The following is a 15,578-nucleotide window of genomic DNA, read 5'->3' as shown; positions in this document are numbered from 1 at the left end:
GTCCTTGCATCGAGGTGCGATCGTCGGCGCGCCAGCGCGCAAGATCTGATGACCGGTTGTCGAGGATCGGGACCGATCGAGGCAGCCTCGGAAACTACGCAGCCCTCCCCAGCGGCGCGGACCGGATGATCCTACGTGTTTCCCGACGCTGCACCCGGCCAATCGACGCGGCTAGACGATCGCTACCGTTCCGCGATGTGCCGACGGCTTCATTCGTCGGGGATGACCTGTGACCGAACTATTGAACGCGAGCACGCTCGCCGGGGACCGGGCGGGCGCAGCGATGCCGGAGGCCGAAACCACGCTCGTCACGCGGAGCGGTTACGCCTTCTCGGTACGACCCGCGGCGGCATCCGACGAAGCCGCACTGGCGGAATTCTTCAACCACGTGACGACGGAAGATCTCCGGTTCCGGTTCCTGACCGCAATCCAGAAGGTGAGCCACGCGCAGCTCCAGGCGCTGATCACCGTCGATCACCAGCGGACCGAAAACTTCCTCGCGATCGAACACGACACCGGCGCGATCCTCGCCACCGCGATGCTCGCGACGGACGACAGCCTGACGAACGCCGAGGTCGCGGTCGCCATCCGCGCCGATTTCAAGCGCCGCGGGATCAGCTGGACACTGCTCGACCATGTCGCGGCCTTTGCCGCGGCGAAGGGTATCGGCACGCTCGAATCGATGGAAAGCCGCGATAATCACGCGGCGATCGGTCTCGAGCGCGAACGCGGGTGGACCGCCTCCCCCTGCCCCGGCGACCCCGCCGTCGTGGTGCTGCGCAAGACGCTCGACGTCGCGCACGCCTGACCCCAATTTTCTCAAGGACATCCTCATGGTCAACTCCCTCCTCGCGCCCGACGCACGCGGCCTCGCCGACGAACGCGCGGCCGAACCGGTCATCCATCACGAACCGCACGGCTTCTCCGACCGGTTCGCGCTGGGCTTCACGAAACTCCTGCGGTTCAGCGCCGATACCTTCTTCGCCAAGCGCTACGGCCACCGCGCCATCGTGCTCGAAACCGTCGCTGCCGTGCCGGGCATGGTCGGCGCGATGTTCACGCATCTGCGCTGCCTGCGCTGGATGCGCGGCGACGAGGGTTGGATCCGCACGCTGATGGAGGAAGCCGAGAACGAGCGCATGCACCTCATGACGTTCATCGAAATTGCGAAGCCGACCTGGTTCGAACGCATGGTCATCCTCGGCGTCCAGGGTGTCTTCCTGGTCGGTTTCTCGACCCTCTACCTTCTGTCCTCCCGCACCGCGCATCGCGTCGTCGGCTATTTCGAGGAAGAGGCCGTGACCAGCTACACGCTCTACCTGCAGGAAATCGACGAAGGCCGCTCGGTCAACGTGCCCGCCCCGGACATCGCGAAGCATTACTGGAAGCTGCCCGACAACGCGACGCTGCGTGACGTCGTGCTCGTCGTCCGCGCGGACGAGGCGCATCACCGCGACGTCAATCACGGCTTCGCCAGCACCCTGGCCGGCACGCCGGGCACCGGGATCATCGCGCCCTATCCGGTTCACGCCACCGAACTCCGCGCGGCTGCCTGATCGCTTCACCCCGCCGCCGCGACCCGAGGACGACCCGATGAAATCCATTCTTCTCCACATCTACGACGACACGGGGCTGGAAAGCCGGATGCAGGCCGCATTCGATCTCGCGCGGGCGTTCGGCGGCCACATCACCTGCCTGCATGCGACACCCTACGAGGATTATCTGGCCACCGATCCGCTCCTCGCCGCGGCACTCCCGGCGGAGTTCTCCGCCAAGATGGAAATGCTCCGGATCGCGCTTCAGGCACGGGTCGAAGCCAGGATGCAAAGCGAGGGCGTCACGTGGGAATGGCGCCATATCGACGACGCGATGGCGCGCGGGCTGATCGCCGGCTCCGCGCTGGCCGATGTGATCGTCCTCAGCCTGGCCGGCCCGGCGGCGACCTGGGATGATCCGCGTCCGCTGGCCGCCGCGGTGGCGACCGGTGCGATGGCCGCCGTGCTTGCGATCCCGACCGACGCCCGACGCTTCGATGCGAGCGGCCCCGCGCTGGTCGCCTGGAACGGCTCTGCCGAAGCCGCGCTGGCGGTGAAGGCGGCGCTGCCGCTCCTTCGGATCGCCTCTTCCGTCCACCTGATCGAGGTCGAGGACCGCGCGCAGGCCTATCCGCGCGACCATGCCGCGCGCTATCTTTCCGACCACGGCATCGCGGTCGAGATCATCCAGCGCGGCCCGATCGACGGCAGTGTCAGCCGCGCCCTGATCGATTCCGCAACGGGGATCGGGGTGGGCCTGATCGTCATGGGCGCGTTCGGCCGCTCGCGGCTTCGCGAACTCCTGCTCGGCGGGGTCACCCGGGACCTGCTCCACTCCAGCCCGGTCCCGCTCCTGCTGGCGCACTGACGGACTGGCGCCCGGTTCACGAAAACGACCAGAAAGCCATCATGCCCGATCAGGACCAGTCCCAGACGACCGCCGAACTCCGGCTCCGCGCGCTGTCCCGCTGGGATGACGAGGGCGGCGCGATCGCGACCCCTCAGCCCTTGCACGCCGACGTCGCGCCGTTCACCCATGCCGAAATCGTGCAGCTGCGGATCCGCGCCATCGCCGTCGAAAACCTCCTGATCGCCGTGCTGGCCGAGGGAACCGACCGACAACGTCAGGTGGCGCGCGACATGGCCGCCTACATCGCCCCGCGGTCCGGCTTCACCCATCACCCGCTCACGATCGACGCCGGCCAACACATGACGTCGCTCATCGAGCGCGCCGAACACTACCGCACGATCGCGTCCTGACCGGCGGCGCACCGTTCGGCAACGGGCCGCCCTTGCCACACCGGGCCGATGTGCAGGCTACGGCCACCAAGGCCTTCCATGCCGACATCGCCCGCCGCTTCGCCGTGGCGCCGTGAAACCACCCGCGCCACGCCAGATATGGTCGCCGACGCCGCGCTGGCGTTCAACCGCACGCTGTTACCGCGCGCCGCGGCCGCGACGTTCCAGAACTTATTGTAGGGTGACCCCCGACGGGGGGTTGGTGGACAGGGTACCGCTCGATGCCAGACCGTAAAATGTTGTAAATGCTTGCATTTCTAACCGTCCCATTCGGACGATACCCCCAAGGATACCCCCGCATTTCTTTTGTGCTCTTCGTTAATTCGTCGCGCCGGTGGCGACGAAGGCATCGATGAGGGAGCGTTTCCAGCCGACTGCGCGGATGCCGATCTTCCGATTCGCGGGGAATAGGCCTTGATCCATGAGCCGGTAGATCGTGGTCCGGCTGAGGCCGGTGCGCTGCTTGACCTCAGGCAGCCGCAGAACTTCGTCGGGTCGATCAGACATAGGAGCCTCGTTCGATTTCGGGGTATTGGGGGTATGGTTCGTCATGCGGCGTGGGCCGCGATGGCGTTTTCGATGTCGAGCTGCCGAGCGTCCGGTTCGTCGCGTCCGTATCGGACGGTCAGGTAGACGTCGGACCAGGTCGCGTGACCGGTGGCGTCATGGTGGCGCGCGGCAAGTCCCTGGGCGTTCGGGCTGGTCCAGTGCGCATCGCTGCCGTGGCAGACGAAGCACCCTGCCCGCACGTTACGGCCGGTGAAAGTTTTACGAGGCGCCGCCGCCGTCATGCGAACAACGCCAGCTGCGGCCCCGCGACGAACGGCATGATCGCCGCCAGCTGAAGCTGCGCCACTTCGTCGATCGCGCCGGCAGGGGCGATGGCCGTCTGGGGGTCGCTCGCGTGCGCTTCGAACGATTGGGCGGCCGCGTCGTAGCCGAGCTTCCGGCAGGTCGCCGCGCTGGCCTCCATGCGGTCCGCCCAGGTGCCGGCGAACGGGTCGAACTCGCCGTTTGCCCAGAAGACGGGATGCGACCAAGCGGTGGCTGTGCGATCAGGCACGCGAGCGGTCGGCGCGACGGCCGGCACGAGATCCGCGGCGATCGACGCGTCGAGCTGCGCGCGGTGGCGTGCGACAACGTGCTGCAGTGATGCGACGATCACGGCTTCGCCTTCGCGGCGGAGACCGATGCGGGCGTAGAGATCTAGACGAGCCTCGAGCGTCGCGACAAAACGCCCAATCCACGCGCGTCGCGACTGCGTCATCAGTGGAGACCCAGCGCGTTGCGGTAGGTCTCGACCAGAGCGTCCATCTCATCGCGGGCGTCCTTGCCCATCTTTCGAAGGCGGACGATCGTCTTCATGGTCGCGGGCACGAACCCGGTGGACTTGGCCTCCTGATAGACATCCTTGATGTCGTCGGCCATTCCCCTCTTTTCTTCCTCAAGGCGTTCGATACGCTCGATGAAGAGGCGCAATTGGTCGGCAGCGACGTTGTCGTCGGACATGGGTTGGATCCTTTCTATTGGGGGCGGCGGCGAGGTTTGGAGAGGGCGCTGCCGGCTAGCGGACCGCGGAGGCGATCACGTCGCCGGCGCCGGCGGCGAGCTGTTGCGGCGTGACGGTGTAGGCGAGCAGCGTGCCGATGATGGCGGCGAGGCTGAACATGGCGGCGCGGACGCGCAGTTCGCGCGGGTCGGACGGGGGACCGGCGACGTGCGAGCATGGCGGGCAGTCACAAGCCACGGAGTGTATCCGCATGGCGGGGCGCGGGGCGGTTGCGATCGGCGCGCGCATCATGCCGCCAGCCCTTCGGGCATGAAGGTCCGGCCCATGGCGGCATCCATCCAGTCCGCCGCGTCGCGGAGCGAGCGGGCCTCGCACCGGGTGCAGAGCGTGTCGCTTGCCCAGCCGCAGGTGCCGGCAAGCTCGCTGAGGCAGGGATCCCGCTCGCTGCAGGCGCAGCCGGTACAGATCCGCGGGTGGCGATCCTCCGGACCCTCGCAGAGCTGGCGATAGACGGCGACGTCGAAGCGGAATGCGGCGCGGAGGCGGATCACGTCCGTCGGCTCCGCGATGACGCCGTCGGCTTCCCACAAGCGCACCAGGGCGAAGGCGGTGCGCCGGTTGGCGATGCGGGGCGCGAGGACGGTGGCGACGTCGCCGATCGAGAGGCCGGCGGCGACACGGCGCAGGCGGAGATATGCAGCTGGGGTCATCAGGCGATCCTTCCGTTCGAGGTTCAGCGGGGGGTGGCGCGGGCGATCGCGGCGATGACGATCGCCGGAAGGGCGAGGATGGCGAGGAATACCAGGAGCAGGATGGCGGCGGTGCGCGGGCGGGCCATCGCCGTTTCGAGGACCACCTCGCTCTGAAAGCTGGAGCCGGGCAGACGGGCAGGATCGTGTCGTTTCACGGCATTTCTCCGGGCAAGGGGAAGGCGAGCCCGGCAGCAGGGGAGCTACCGCCGGGTCAGTCATGGTGGTTTGGGATCGGTCAGGCGGGCGGCGGGTGCCGCACCGGATCAGCCGGGTCGGAGGGGTGCCGCTACCGCGACGCGGGGCGGAACCTCGTCATCGTTCGCGGGCAACGGGGCATCGTCGTTCGCCGGTTTCGCCCTGCTCCACTGGAGGTTCGGATTTGAGAAAGGGAGGCGGGGCACCTCCGGGTTGAGGACGTCGGGCTGGCGCAGCACGCGGATGATCGACAGCTGCGAGACGCAGCGGAAGCCGCATCCGCCACAGGAGTATTCGGCTTCCCGCACGGTCAGCGTCACCTGCTGACTGGTGCGGACAACCATCCTTTCCGCGCAATGCGGACAAGCCATGCCGGCATTTCGAGATTTCGTAGTACGCGTCATTTTTGGGCTCCCCCCAAGGTATCCGAGCCGGCCGGTGCGGGCGACTTCAGGAATGATCCGAGGCGGCGGAGCAGCACCGCGATGCGGGTGGCGGCTTCCTGCGTCTCAGTGATCGCCCGGTGAACCTGCGCGGGGGTGGCGCCCGGCACGGCCACGACGAGCGTGTGTTGCAGAGCCTCGCCAACATCGCGCGCGGTCGCGCCGACCGTCGGCGATGGCGCGCAGCGCGTTCAGCAGCGTGCCGGTCACGCCTGCCTTGCCGATCGCGGCGTCCAGGTCCGTCACCAGCACGGGCGTGTCGAGCGGGAACACGGTGGCGTCGGCCGCGGGGCCGGTCGCGATCAGGCCGACGACGGCGGTGGCGACGGTGACGAGGGCGCGCGCGCCTTCGCTCAGTTCGGTGACGGTAATGCCATGCTGGTAAGCCATGCGGAGATCCTTCAGGCGGTCGCGAGGGGGACGGTAAGGGAGGTGCGTGCGGCGGGGGTGACGTCGGTCCGCTGCCCGTCGATGACGAGCCGGGCGGTGCCGGCGGCGTCGGCGACCAGCGAGATCGCGGTCAGCTTCAGCCGCGGTTCCCAGCGCAGCAGCGCCATGGCGGTCGCGGCGAACAGGCGGAGCCGGAGCGCGGGCGTCATCGCCTGATCGACCAGGCCGAACAGTTCGGAGCCGTAGTCGCGGCGGCCGACGCGCGTGCCGAGCGGCGTCGTCAGGATATCGGCGACCGACTGGCGGAGATGTTCGGCACCGTCGAGCGGGCGGCCTGTGGTGGCGGACATGCCCATCATTTGAACGGCACCAGCGTCTTCGCGCCGCCCGACTGGACTCCGGCGTGAACGTGGCTCTTCAGGCTAATCCCATCCGCCACGACGTCGTCGGAAACGGTGACCTTGCCGGTGATGGTGACGGGGCCGATCAGCTCAATCCCACCCGGCGCATCGATCGTCGCGGACCCGCCGGCGGGGAGCTTCGCGGTTAGGCGGTGGGCGACGGCATCGTAGCTGATCTCGGCACCGTCCGCGAAGCGCAGCAGGTCGAGCTTGTCAGCCGAGGACGGGGCTGGGTTGGCGTCGGAGTAGAGGCCGAGCAGCACGACGCCGGACGCCGTGTCACCTTCCGGGCAGAGCAGCAGGCACTGTTCGCCGATCGTCGGCGGCGACCAGGCGCAGGAGCCGCCGGCGCGGAATGCGAGCCACGGCACTTCGTCGGTCAGCAGGTCGCCGATCCGGACCGTGCAGGTCGCCGCCGCGCGGTCGACGGTCTCGATCGTGCCGAGGCGGATCGCGTCGCCGATCAGGCGCTGGGTGTCGGAAGGGTCGCTCATGGTTGGGGACCATGGCGGGCGACGCGGCGGGGCGCGCGGTCCGGCTACTGTAGAATGCGTCTCTACAGTAGCCGGGGCGACATACTAACTAGCTGCGCTAGGGCCGGAAATTGCAAAAACGCGCCCTGGCGAACTTTCGATCTGACTATCTTTCCGTCCCGAAAAGCACAGCAGAGAAATATCTCCTAGAATCAGCGATCAACGTTAATAGTGGTCTAAGAAAGGTCTACAGGGTTCGCATCCGCGATCTCGCTTCCGGGATCGACTGGCGTGTATATCCATGTATTTAATATCGCGTGCTCCGGGAATAGCACAAGATTTGTGCCAGTAGAATTCTGCTGTGACGGATAGATAATTCCGTTCATATTACGCTTGATCACGTCATCAAAGCATTTCCAGCTCGAGCAATCAGCCGTTTTGTCGCCATTATCGAATAACTCGCGAGCATCCTTCCAGGCGCAAACCCAATCAATCCAGTGGCTATCCATTCCGGACACTCCACCTCTCAGATCAACAAGTCTTTCCGAACTAAAATTAACGGGAATAGTCACTACCGGACGTATCGTACCGTTCCAATATTCCTTCAAAGCAGTCTCGGGCTCAAACGAGAGGTACATGGCACTCTGCCCATGCCTGTTGAATCGGCCAGCAGATTTACGTGCGCCAATCGAGGCAAGGCCAGTTGAATAGTATTTCAACGAGGTGGCTCGGTACAGGATCCGGTCTTTCACCGACGAAATTGCAAAACTCACGCTTCAATTCAACCCTGAAAGCCAAAGCGCAATTCGTCCAAACGAGAAATTACCCGTCCAGTGCGGCCATCTTGTATGAGCTGCTCACCGGTCACGCCAGTTCCATCAAAGTTTTTGGCCTGCAAAAAAACCTCAGCTTCTCGCTCTGAACTAAACAGGTCAAGTGAGTACATAACAATGCCACGTTTAGCTGTGAGCGCCTCGTCAGCCGAAAGTCTTTTTCCGGGTTCAACCCCTAGCTTCTTAACACGCTCTCCGACTGTCAGCCGTTCTTCAATACGGGACAGCTCTGGTTCATTTGCCTGCAACGTTCCCGTATCGACTTCCAAGACGGGCCCTTTCGTCAGAGACGTGAACTCAACGTAGTTGCCCTTTTTTCCCTTTTTGCCCTTGGCACGCCAATGAAAAATCGCACTCTTGGGGGATTGGCCCTTTAGCGTCGGCGCAGTAACGAATCTCACAAGATCGCCGCTAAGATTGCCTACGAGCACCCCCTCTTCGGCTCCACTACCGAACTTCTTCGGAAAGCGTTTCGCCTTAGAAACGGAGATCTCAGTCCGATTCCCCAGAGTACGAAACTTCAAATTTTTCTCGTTGGCAGCCATAGGCTAAATTTAGCGCCTAATGCTGTCTTAGCAAGGTTATTCGAGCCATCTCAGGGAGGCGATACACGAGAATGACGACGCTAAGAAACGTCGCGATGGCCTCGGTTTTGAAGGTTTGATCCATGTCAAGAGACTAGGTTAGGAGACTCTCGTTTCTTTAATTCAATCTTAACAATTGTTCGGTTCCGCCGCAAAGTTGGAGATCAGCAGCTCGGCCGCCTTCGTCGCGGTGCCCGACGCGACGGTGTAGGTCGTGTAGATGGGAACCATGTCGAGCCCAGCGAAGGTCGAGCGCACGTCCGGGTTGTCGTTGATCGACAGCAGGAAACGGCCCTTGATCCCGCGCAGCTGGTTAGCGAGCGACGCGAAGTCCGCGCGGGCGAACACGTCCCGACCGTAGTCGGTCTCGGAATTCCAGTAAGGCGGATCTAGATAGAAGAGCGCCCCGTCGCGATCGTAGCGCCGGATGAACTCGCCGTACGGCAACCGCTCGATCGTCACGCCCTGAAGCCGATCATGCAGGTCCGCCAGCATAGGTTCGAGTTTGCCCACGTCGAACCGTGCTGGATTTGCCGCGCTGACACCGAACACCCGCCCGGCGACCTGCCCGCCGAACGCCAGGCGCTGGACAAAAAGGAAGCGGCACGCGCGCTGCAGGTCGGTCAGCCGCTCGGGATCCTGCCCCAGCAAGCGCTCGAACTCCGCCCGACCGGCGACCCGGAAGCGAAGCATGTCGATCATGTAAGGGTAATGTTCGGCAAGGCACCGGAACAGGCCGGAGACATCGCCCGAGATATCGTTGATCGCCTCGGCGCGCGGGCGGCGCGTGCGGCGCAGGAAGATGCCGCCCATCCCGACAAACGGTTCGGCGTAGCTGGTGTGCGGCGTGCGATCGAGGATCGCGCAGATCCGCTTGGCGAGGTTGCGCTTGCCGCCGATGTAGCCGGCGACGGGACGAGTGGGCGAGACGGGTTCGAGATCGGTAGACATGTTGGATTTCCTGCACGATGCCCCCGCCGGATCCCGGCGGGGGAACTGGACACGGCCGCGGCCGTGCATGGTGCGGGTGCAGGCCCGCGGTCGGGGATGTTGACGCATCCCTGACCCCCCGGCTGGGGGATCAGTCTTCGGTCGGCGCGACCGGCTCGGCCGGCGCTTCGAGCGGCTCCGGCATCGGCTGCTCGACGACGTTGGTCACGACGCCCACGCCGATCTTGTACGCCACGCCGCGCGCGACGTCGGCGATGCGGGCATCGGTCGCGGCCTTGTCGAACGTATTGCCCTTGTAGCAGCCGTTGACGAACCGGTCATGGACGACGTCGTCCTGTTCGAACCGGACCTTCAACTTGCGGGTGTCGTTGTCGCGTTCGAGGATGGTGGTCTTCATGGGTCTTGCTCCTGGGGTTGAAACTCAGTGTCCGATCGCTTCCCAGCGCGCGGCGGTGCCGATGCCGGCGGGGCCGCCACCAGGCGCGGCGTGCCCGACGAGCATGCCGTTCCGCGTAAAGCTGCCGACCCCCGCCCAGGCGGCTGGGATGCCCGCCGCGAGGTTGGTGGCCTGCGCGCTGAGGCAGCGGTTCGGGAAGGCGACGGGGAAGACGACGTTGGTGACACCGCTGCTGTCGGTGACGATCGCCTCGCCCCACTGGCGGATCAGGCCGCCGGGCATCCGCTGCCAGCCGGTCGGTTCGAGCGACTGGTTGCTGAAGTCGGATATTAGGGCGAAGTCGGAGGCGTGGCGTCCGTCGAGCAGATCGGCGTCGAGCCCGGAGCCGGACCCGTCGTTCGACGAACGCCAGACGTCAGTCACGTGGAAGTCAAAGACGATGTTGCCGAGGTCCGAACCATCGACCTGCGCACGTAACCGCGAGCCTGCGCCCCACCCGATATAGACCCTGTTCGCGCCCTGCCCCGCGCCGCCGCCCTGCGTGACTGGCACATAGCCGAGGCGGTCGGTGATCGCGCTGTACCAGCTGCTGCCGAGGCCACCCAGCAGGTCGGCGTCGAGGCCGGCCAACGCGATTTATGTCGCTGATCTGGCGGACGCGACGAAGCGCGACTTCGTCAATCTCGACGCGCTCGCCTTCGATGCCGTCGAGCTTGTCGACGAATGGCACCGCGACGATACCGACCTGGTCGTGATCGTCGGGCGTGACCTGGTCCACGACAAGTATTTCAACATCGTCAACGCGGCCGGGGACAAGGCGACCGAGATGCTGGCGCGCGACGTCATCATGTCGGAGAAGAAGATCGGCGGGATGCCCGCGGTCCGCGTCCCCTCGTTCCCCGCGAACGCGATGCTGATCACCAGTTTCGAAAATCTCGCGATCTACACGCAGGCCGGCACCACCCGCCGCCAGCTCCGCGACGAACCGGCGCTCGACCAGATCGAGAACTACGAGTCCGTCAACGAGGCCTACGTCGTCGAGGACTATGGCCGCTGCGCCTTGGTCGAGAACATCGTCATGGGCGCCAAGCCGGCCGCTTAAGCGGCTGCTGTCCCATCCCCCCGTTCGCCCTCTACCGATCAGGAAGCCGCAATGAGCCTCGCTCGCCGCCACCGGGACCAAGTCCTGGCACAATCAGCAGCCGCGGCCCTTCCTTCGGTGGAGGGCGGGCTCGCCACCATCGGCGAACTGGCGTCCAGCCATGCCGATCGTGCCGCTGCCCAATACCGTCGACGGGCACGACGGGCGGTGTCGGAGCAGCGCCCAACATCTTGGTGAAGAATGCTGCCATCGCCGAGAATGCGCCGGCGCTCGGGTCCGCGGGCACGTCCTCGAACTCGATCTTCGTCTCGATCGGCTGGGTCAGCACCGTGCTGCTGTGCTTGGACGTGAATTCGAGCAGCTCGGTCCCGAGCGACGCCGGGCTGTCGGTGACGGCGAGGCCGACTAGGTACGCCTTGCCGGTGCCGGCGAAGTTCGGGTTGATCTCGACCGAGGGATAGACCTTCTGCTTGTCACGGTTGAGCGTGACGAGACTGTCTGTGGCGTCGACCATCGCGAAAAGCGCTTTGCGGGTCTCCGACTTGCCGTCGATGACGATCACCTTTTCGCCGGCCTCGACATTCAGGACCGACCCGTAGGCGTTGAACGGTGCGTCGGCGCTGAAGCCGCGGATACCCGTCGCGCGGTCTCGATCGCGGGCCGGGCCTCGATCGTCCGGACGATCGTCAGAACCTGATCCGAACGAACCGTCGCAATGTCCTGCTGTCCGATCACGGGGAAGACGTAGTCCATCAGACTGCGAATGACGTCGTCCGCGTAGTGCGGCGTCCAGATCGCCGACTGGAGCGCATGCCACTCCCGGGCGATCGTCTCGAACTTCCGCGAGTGTTCGACGTCCTGCGGTGTCGCCTTGGCTCCTGGATCCTGTCCGTCGTGAAGGAGACGACGTGCGTCGTCGCGCATCCGGCGCGCGTCCTTCAGGCTGACTTTCGGATACGGCCCGAACGTCAGCAGCTTTTCCTTCTGCTGGAACCGGTATTTCAGCCGCCACGAACGAAAGCCGGTAGTCGTGACGAACAGGTACAGCCCCTCGCCGTCCGCCAGCTTGTATGCGGCCGCGCGTTTCTCCGCCGCCTTGCACCGGATATCCGTTAGCATCGGGTACCCCCAACGCTGGAAGGCGATACCCCGAGAGTACCCCCCGGCTGGTGATGCTGTTGCGGATAGCTACGGTACATTGTGGGACGTCGTATCGCGCCGAAAACCCTACAGCGCAAAGGTTTTTCCGGGCTCCCGGGACGTCGCGGTATCTCGCGGAACCTCCCCAAATTAGGGGGTTGGTGGACAGGGTAGGGTTCGAACCTACGTAGGAGAAACTCCGGCAGATTTACAGTCTGCTGCCTTTAACCACTCGGCCACCTGTCCACAGGCGTCCCTTGCGGGAGGCGGCTCAATGGCGAATGGCGGCCCCCCTGTCAACGCCGCTCGTCGCCGCACGCCCGATCGATCCACATGTTTCGGCGACCACGATTGGCTAATTCGCGGCGACCGGGCTAAGGGCCGCCATGCGCAAAGGTCATCGCCCCTCATCCGCCGCCCCCGGCCGTCCCCGTATCTGGGGCAAGCATCCGGTTCTCGCCGCCCTCGCCAACCCGAACCGCGACGTCCGCCGCGTCTGGGGCACGCAGGAGGCGCTGGCCGGGCTGGACATCGACAAGTCGATCCCGATCACCTTCGCCCAGGGTCCCGACCTCGGCCGGCTGGTGCCCAGCGACGCGCCGCACCAGGGGCTGGTGATCGAAGTCGAGCCGCTGCCCGACATCTGGCTCGGCGACCTGCTCGAACTGGGTCAGGACAACGAACGCCCGCTCGTCATGCTCGACCAGGTCACCGATCCGCACAATGTCGGCGCGATCATGCGGTCAGCGCTGGCGTTCGGCGCGCTCGGCATCATCACGCAGGACCGCCACTCCCCGCCGGAATCCGGCGCACTCGCACGGTCCGCATCCGGCGCGCTGGAGGTCCTGCCCTGGATCCGCGTCGTCAACCTCGCCCGCGCGCTCGACGAGATCGGCGAGGCCGGCTACTGGCGCATCGGCCTGACCGGCGACGCCCCCCGCACGCTCGACGAGGCGCTCGGCACCGCCAAGCTGACCCTCGTCATGGGCTCGGAAGGCGAAGGCATGCGCGTCAACACCCAGGCCCACTGCGACACGCTCGCCCGCCTGCCGATCAGCGACGCGGTGGAGAGCTTGAACGTGTCCAACGCGACCGCGATCGCGCTCTACGCCGCCTCCACCCGCAAGCTGGGCTAAGGACAGACGACACGTACCGTACCCCCGCGCAGGCGGGGGTCCAGTTCCGCGCTCCGATCTGGATCCCCGCCTCCGCGGGGATACTGCAAAGCCGTATCCAACCCATCGCCAGTTCCCCGGCGAAGGCCGGGGCCTAGGTGAAACGGCTGCGTCTAGGCCCCGGCCTACGCCGGGGAACGCTCAGCGGCCGGGTTCAAAAACCCCACCGCAGCCCTTAATCCTCCGGTGCGATCGCCACCTTCAGCCCGTCCAAAGCCTCATCGAACGGGATCTGGCACGACAGCCGCGACGTCGGCGTCCGCGCATCCGAACTGTCGAGCAGGTCGTCCTCGTCCGCATCCATCGGCAACAGCTTGTCGGCAAAGGCCGGATCGACCACGATGTGGCATGTCGCGCACGAACAGCATCCGCCGCATAGCGCGAGCAACTCGTCGATCCCCGCGTCGCGGATGACCTCCATCACCGACAGCCCGGCTTCGCCTTCGATCGGATGTTCGGTCCCGTCGCGCGTGACGACAATCAACTTGGGCATTAGGGCATCCTTCCGACGAACCGTCCTGGTCGCGCTATGTCCGCGTGCCCCGGCGAACGCAAGCGTAGCAAACGGGCCAGACGCATGGGATTGAACGCGGCAGACCTCGACGCCGGCCTCACCGCGCTGGCCGCGATCGAACCGGCGTTCGCCGCAGGGATCGGGCGGATCGGGATGCCCGCGCCGCGGATCTACGACCGCGGTCACGCCACGCTGCTCCGCACCATCGTCGGGCAACAGGTCAGCGTCGCGTCGGCCGCCGCGGTCTGGACGCGGCTCGAGGCGCTCGTCGGCCCCGGACTCCCGCTCGACATCCTGGCGACGATGTCCGACGAGACGCTCCGCACCGCCGGGCTCTCGCGCCAGAAATCGGCCTACGCGCGCAGCCTCGCGGACGAGGTGTTGAGCGGCCGGCTCGATCTGGCCGCGCTCCCCGCCGGCGACGAAGCCGCGATCGCCGCGCTGGTCGCGGTCAAGGGCATCGGCCGCTGGTCCGCCGAAATCTACCTGCTGTTCGCCGAGGGGCGGCCCGACGTCTGGCCTGCGGGCGATCTCGCGATCCAGATCGAGGTCGGCCGGCTGCTCGGGCTGCCCGCCCGTCCCACCGAACGCGAAACCCGTGCGCTGGCCGAACCCTGGCGGCCGCATCGCGGGGCCGCCGCGATCTTCGCCTGGGCACATTACAACACGCTCGTGCTGTAGAATCGCCGCCACTGGTCAATCCGCCGGCGGTGCGGTATCAAAATTTAAACCGGTCCCGGTACAGGACCGTCTGACTATGGATAGCTGGAACCTTCATGATCTGCCGACGGCCACTGCGGTCGAGTCCGGGCCGGGTGACACCGACCGGGAGTCGTTCGGGCTGAACGCGGAGGCACCCCGCCGGCTCGACCGTCCGCCGGCCGCCACCGACCGCGCACTGTTCGCGCCGGACTTCGGCTGCCGCTTCGCAATCTTCGGCGATGCGGAGGAGGAATTCGACTGGACGCAGCCCGTCCGCCGCGATGCACGCGCCACCACCGCGATGCTGGCGCTGCCCGCCGCCAACCGCCGCTTCGTGGACCGCGGCATCGTGCCGACCTATCTCGTCGACTATCCCGTGGTCGAAACGCCCGCCAGCGCCGATGCGGTCCGCGCGATGATCGAGGCGGACGAATGCGAGGTCGGGACCCAGCTCCACCCCTGGGTGAACCCGCCCTATGACGAGGTCGTGTCGCAACCCAACAGCTTCGTCGGCAACCTGCCGCGCGCGCTGGAACGCGCCAAGCTCCACGCGCTGACCGACCAGATCGAGGTCGCCACCGGCGTCCGCCCGGTCATCTACCGCGCCGGGCGCTACGGCATCGGCCCGAACACGGCCGGCCTGCTGGCGGAGGCGGGCTACCGGCTCGACGTCTCGGTCCGCGCGCTGTTCGACTACAGCGACCAGACCGGCCCGAACTTCGCGGGCCATCCGGTCTGGCCCTGGTGGATTTCGCCGACCATGCTCGAACTGCCGCTCACCGCCGGGTACACCGGGCTGCTCAACCGCCACCCCCAGCTGCACCGCCACGCCGCGCTCCGCGGCCCGCTTGCCCGCCTGCGGCTGCTCAACCGCGTCGCGCTGACGCCGGAGGGGATGCCGCGGGCGGAGGCGCTGGCCGTGATCGACCGGCTGCTCGACGAAGGCATCACCTTGTTCAGCCTGTCGTTCCACACGCCTTCGGTCGTCCCGGGCCACACGCCCTACGTCCGCGACCAGGCCGATCTGAAGGCGTTCTGGAGCTGGTGGGACGCCGTCTTCGACCGCTTCGACCGCCACAACGTCAAACCCGCCCGCGCCAGCGAAATCATCGCCGCCGCAGTTCCGCGGACCGAGTAACCAACCGTCAAGTTCCCCGGCGAAGGCCGGGGCCTAGGTGAAAC

At 66.2% G+C, this 15,578-nt stretch carries 28 protein-coding genes and 1 tRNA gene; 9 read left to right on the top strand and 20 right to left on the bottom strand.

The window, feature by feature from the left end; all coding sequences use genetic code 11:
• Window positions 1–229 precede the first annotated feature (229 nt).
• The 5 genes from ACFSGX_RS03940 (at window position 230) to ACFSGX_RS03920 (ending at window position 3,014) form a co-directional block, all read left to right on the top strand.
• On the top strand, window positions 230–808 hold the full coding sequence (locus tag ACFSGX_RS03940; RefSeq protein ID WP_380927634.1) for a GNAT family N-acetyltransferase: 579 nt from the start codon (window positions 230–232) through the stop codon (window positions 806–808).
• Window positions 809–833: 25 nt separating this feature from the next.
• The gene (locus ACFSGX_RS03935; protein ID WP_380927632.1) at window positions 834–1,556 is read left to right on the top strand and encodes an alternative oxidase; all 723 of its coding nucleotides are present in this window, start codon (window positions 834–836) and stop codon (window positions 1,554–1,556) included.
• Between the two features lie 37 nt (window positions 1,557–1,593).
• On the top strand, window positions 1,594–2,403 hold the full coding sequence (locus ACFSGX_RS03930; RefSeq protein WP_380927631.1) for a universal stress protein: 810 nt from the start codon (window positions 1,594–1,596) through the stop codon (window positions 2,401–2,403).
• A 41-nt stretch (window positions 2,404–2,444) separates the two neighbouring features.
• Entirely contained in the window at window positions 2,445–2,795 is a 351-nt protein-coding gene (locus ACFSGX_RS03925) for a hypothetical protein (protein ID WP_380927630.1), read from the top strand.
• Window positions 2,796–2,873: 78 nt separating this feature from the next.
• On the top strand, window positions 2,874–3,014 hold the full coding sequence (locus tag ACFSGX_RS03920; protein WP_380927628.1) for a hypothetical protein: 141 nt from the start codon (window positions 2,874–2,876) through the stop codon (window positions 3,012–3,014).
• A 138-nt stretch (window positions 3,015–3,152) separates the two neighbouring features.
• Here the strand turns inward: ACFSGX_RS03920 and ACFSGX_RS03915 are convergent, their stop codons facing one another.
• From ACFSGX_RS03915 to ACFSGX_RS03840, 16 genes are all read right to left on the bottom strand, one after another.
• Window positions 3,153–3,386, bottom strand: a complete 234-nt coding sequence (locus ACFSGX_RS03915; protein ID WP_380927627.1) for a helix-turn-helix transcriptional regulator — start codon at window positions 3,384–3,386, stop codon at window positions 3,153–3,155.
• Complete coding sequence (locus ACFSGX_RS03910) at window positions 3,383–3,583, bottom strand: hypothetical protein (RefSeq protein WP_380927626.1); 201 nt, start codon at window positions 3,581–3,583, stop codon at window positions 3,383–3,385. Before ACFSGX_RS03910 ends, ACFSGX_RS03915 begins: the two co-directional genes overlap by 4 nt.
• Before the next feature lie 38 nt (window positions 3,584–3,621).
• Entirely contained in the window at window positions 3,622–4,101 is a 480-nt protein-coding gene (locus ACFSGX_RS03905) for a hypothetical protein (protein ID WP_380927625.1), read from the bottom strand.
• Window positions 4,101–4,343 (bottom strand): DUF2312 domain-containing protein, encoded by a 243-nt coding sequence (locus ACFSGX_RS03900; RefSeq protein ID WP_380927624.1) that lies wholly within the window; start codon window positions 4,341–4,343, stop codon window positions 4,101–4,103. The genes ACFSGX_RS03905 and ACFSGX_RS03900 overlap by 1 nt, the downstream gene beginning before the upstream one ends.
• Before the next feature lie 55 nt (window positions 4,344–4,398).
• Window positions 4,399–4,635, bottom strand: coding sequence for a hypothetical protein (locus tag ACFSGX_RS03895; RefSeq protein ID WP_380927623.1), 237 nt, complete (start codon window positions 4,633–4,635; stop codon window positions 4,399–4,401).
• On the bottom strand, window positions 4,632–5,054 hold the full coding sequence (locus tag ACFSGX_RS03890) for a hypothetical protein (protein ID WP_380927621.1): 423 nt from the start codon (window positions 5,052–5,054) through the stop codon (window positions 4,632–4,634). Before ACFSGX_RS03890 ends, ACFSGX_RS03895 begins: the two co-directional genes overlap by 4 nt.
• A 23-nt stretch (window positions 5,055–5,077) precedes the next feature.
• Window positions 5,078–5,251, bottom strand: coding sequence for a hypothetical protein (locus ACFSGX_RS03885; protein ID WP_380927620.1), 174 nt, complete (start codon window positions 5,249–5,251; stop codon window positions 5,078–5,080).
• A 108-nt stretch (window positions 5,252–5,359) separates the two neighbouring features.
• The gene (locus ACFSGX_RS03880; RefSeq protein WP_380927618.1) at window positions 5,360–5,695 is read right to left on the bottom strand and encodes an Ogr/Delta-like zinc finger protein; all 336 of its coding nucleotides are present in this window, start codon (window positions 5,693–5,695) and stop codon (window positions 5,360–5,362) included.
• Window positions 5,696–5,800: 105 nt separating this feature from the next.
• The gene (locus ACFSGX_RS03875) at window positions 5,801–6,124 is read right to left on the bottom strand and encodes a hypothetical protein (RefSeq protein ID WP_380927616.1); all 324 of its coding nucleotides are present in this window, start codon (window positions 6,122–6,124) and stop codon (window positions 5,801–5,803) included.
• An 11-nt stretch (window positions 6,125–6,135) separates the two neighbouring features.
• Complete coding sequence (locus ACFSGX_RS03870) at window positions 6,136–6,474, bottom strand: GPW/gp25 family protein (protein ID WP_380927615.1); 339 nt, start codon at window positions 6,472–6,474, stop codon at window positions 6,136–6,138.
• 5 nt (window positions 6,475–6,479) lie between these two features.
• Window positions 6,480–7,019: a phage baseplate assembly protein V gene (locus ACFSGX_RS03865; RefSeq protein ID WP_380927614.1), complete on the bottom strand. Its 540-nt coding sequence runs from the start codon at window positions 7,017–7,019 to the stop codon at window positions 6,480–6,482.
• Window positions 7,020–7,234: 215 nt separating this feature from the next.
• Window positions 7,235–7,771, bottom strand: a complete 537-nt coding sequence (locus ACFSGX_RS03860; protein ID WP_380927612.1) for an RES family NAD+ phosphorylase — start codon at window positions 7,769–7,771, stop codon at window positions 7,235–7,237.
• Between the two features lie 8 nt (window positions 7,772–7,779).
• Window positions 7,780–8,376: a hypothetical protein gene (locus ACFSGX_RS03855; RefSeq protein ID WP_380927611.1), complete on the bottom strand. Its 597-nt coding sequence runs from the start codon at window positions 8,374–8,376 to the stop codon at window positions 7,780–7,782.
• A 168-nt stretch (window positions 8,377–8,544) separates the two neighbouring features.
• Entirely contained in the window at window positions 8,545–9,366 is an 822-nt protein-coding gene (locus ACFSGX_RS03850) for a DNA adenine methylase (protein ID WP_380927610.1), read from the bottom strand.
• A 130-nt stretch (window positions 9,367–9,496) separates the two neighbouring features.
• Window positions 9,497–9,763: a hypothetical protein gene (locus ACFSGX_RS03845; protein WP_380927608.1), complete on the bottom strand. Its 267-nt coding sequence runs from the start codon at window positions 9,761–9,763 to the stop codon at window positions 9,497–9,499.
• A 24-nt stretch (window positions 9,764–9,787) separates the two neighbouring features.
• Window positions 9,788–10,393 (bottom strand): gp53-like domain-containing protein, encoded by a 606-nt coding sequence (locus ACFSGX_RS03840; protein WP_380927607.1) that lies wholly within the window; start codon window positions 10,391–10,393, stop codon window positions 9,788–9,790.
• On the opposite strand from ACFSGX_RS03840, the gene ACFSGX_RS03835 reads away from it, so the two are divergent.
• Window positions 10,332–10,865: a P2 family phage major capsid protein gene (locus ACFSGX_RS03835; RefSeq protein WP_380927605.1), complete on the top strand. Its 534-nt coding sequence runs from the start codon at window positions 10,332–10,334 to the stop codon at window positions 10,863–10,865. The genes ACFSGX_RS03840 and ACFSGX_RS03835 overlap by 62 nt on opposite strands.
• Before the next feature lie 31 nt (window positions 10,866–10,896).
• Here the strand turns inward: ACFSGX_RS03835 and ACFSGX_RS03830 are convergent, their stop codons facing one another.
• The 3 genes from ACFSGX_RS03830 to ACFSGX_RS03820 all read right to left on the bottom strand — a co-directional run bounded on the left by ACFSGX_RS03830 (window position 10,897) and on the right by ACFSGX_RS03820 (window position 12,251).
• Window positions 10,897–11,451 carry a GPO family capsid scaffolding protein gene (locus ACFSGX_RS03830; RefSeq protein ID WP_380928226.1) on the bottom strand — a complete coding sequence of 185 codons (555 nt, stop codon included), beginning with the start codon at window positions 11,449–11,451 and terminating at the stop codon, window positions 10,897–10,899.
• Window positions 11,448–11,984, bottom strand: a complete 537-nt coding sequence (locus ACFSGX_RS03825) for a tyrosine-type recombinase/integrase (RefSeq protein WP_380927603.1) — start codon at window positions 11,982–11,984, stop codon at window positions 11,448–11,450. Before ACFSGX_RS03825 ends, ACFSGX_RS03830 begins: the two co-directional genes overlap by 4 nt.
• 180 nt (window positions 11,985–12,164) lie before the next feature.
• Window positions 12,165–12,251, bottom strand: a tRNA-Tyr gene (locus ACFSGX_RS03820).
• Window positions 12,252–12,391: 140 nt separating this feature from the next.
• On the opposite strand from ACFSGX_RS03820, the gene rlmB reads away from it, so the two are divergent.
• The gene (gene rlmB, locus ACFSGX_RS03815) at window positions 12,392–13,141 is read left to right on the top strand and encodes a 23S rRNA (guanosine(2251)-2'-O)-methyltransferase RlmB (protein WP_380927601.1); all 750 of its coding nucleotides are present in this window, start codon (window positions 12,392–12,394) and stop codon (window positions 13,139–13,141) included.
• 214 nt (window positions 13,142–13,355) lie between these two features.
• Here rlmB and ACFSGX_RS03810 read toward each other — a convergent pair whose 3' ends face one another.
• On the bottom strand, window positions 13,356–13,673 hold the full coding sequence (locus tag ACFSGX_RS03810; RefSeq protein WP_157175058.1) for a 2Fe-2S iron-sulfur cluster-binding family protein: 318 nt from the start codon (window positions 13,671–13,673) through the stop codon (window positions 13,356–13,358).
• Window positions 13,674–13,757: 84 nt separating this feature from the next.
• Between ACFSGX_RS03810 and ACFSGX_RS03805 the strand changes: the two genes are divergently transcribed.
• Both ACFSGX_RS03805 and ACFSGX_RS03800 read left to right on the top strand, forming a co-directional pair.
• Complete coding sequence (locus ACFSGX_RS03805) at window positions 13,758–14,375, top strand: DNA-3-methyladenine glycosylase family protein (RefSeq protein ID WP_380927599.1); 618 nt, start codon at window positions 13,758–13,760, stop codon at window positions 14,373–14,375.
• 76 nt (window positions 14,376–14,451) lie between these two features.
• The gene (locus tag ACFSGX_RS03800) at window positions 14,452–15,534 is read left to right on the top strand and encodes a polysaccharide deacetylase family protein (RefSeq protein WP_380927597.1); all 1,083 of its coding nucleotides are present in this window, start codon (window positions 14,452–14,454) and stop codon (window positions 15,532–15,534) included.
• Window positions 15,535–15,578: the final 44 nt, after the last annotated feature.

The sequence above is a fragment of the Sphingomonas arantia genome, assembly GCF_042682045.1.
GTDB lineage: Bacteria > Pseudomonadota > Alphaproteobacteria > Sphingomonadales > Sphingomonadaceae > Sphingomonas_R > Sphingomonas_R arantia.
This window is presented reverse-complemented; position numbering and strand designations above follow the sequence as displayed.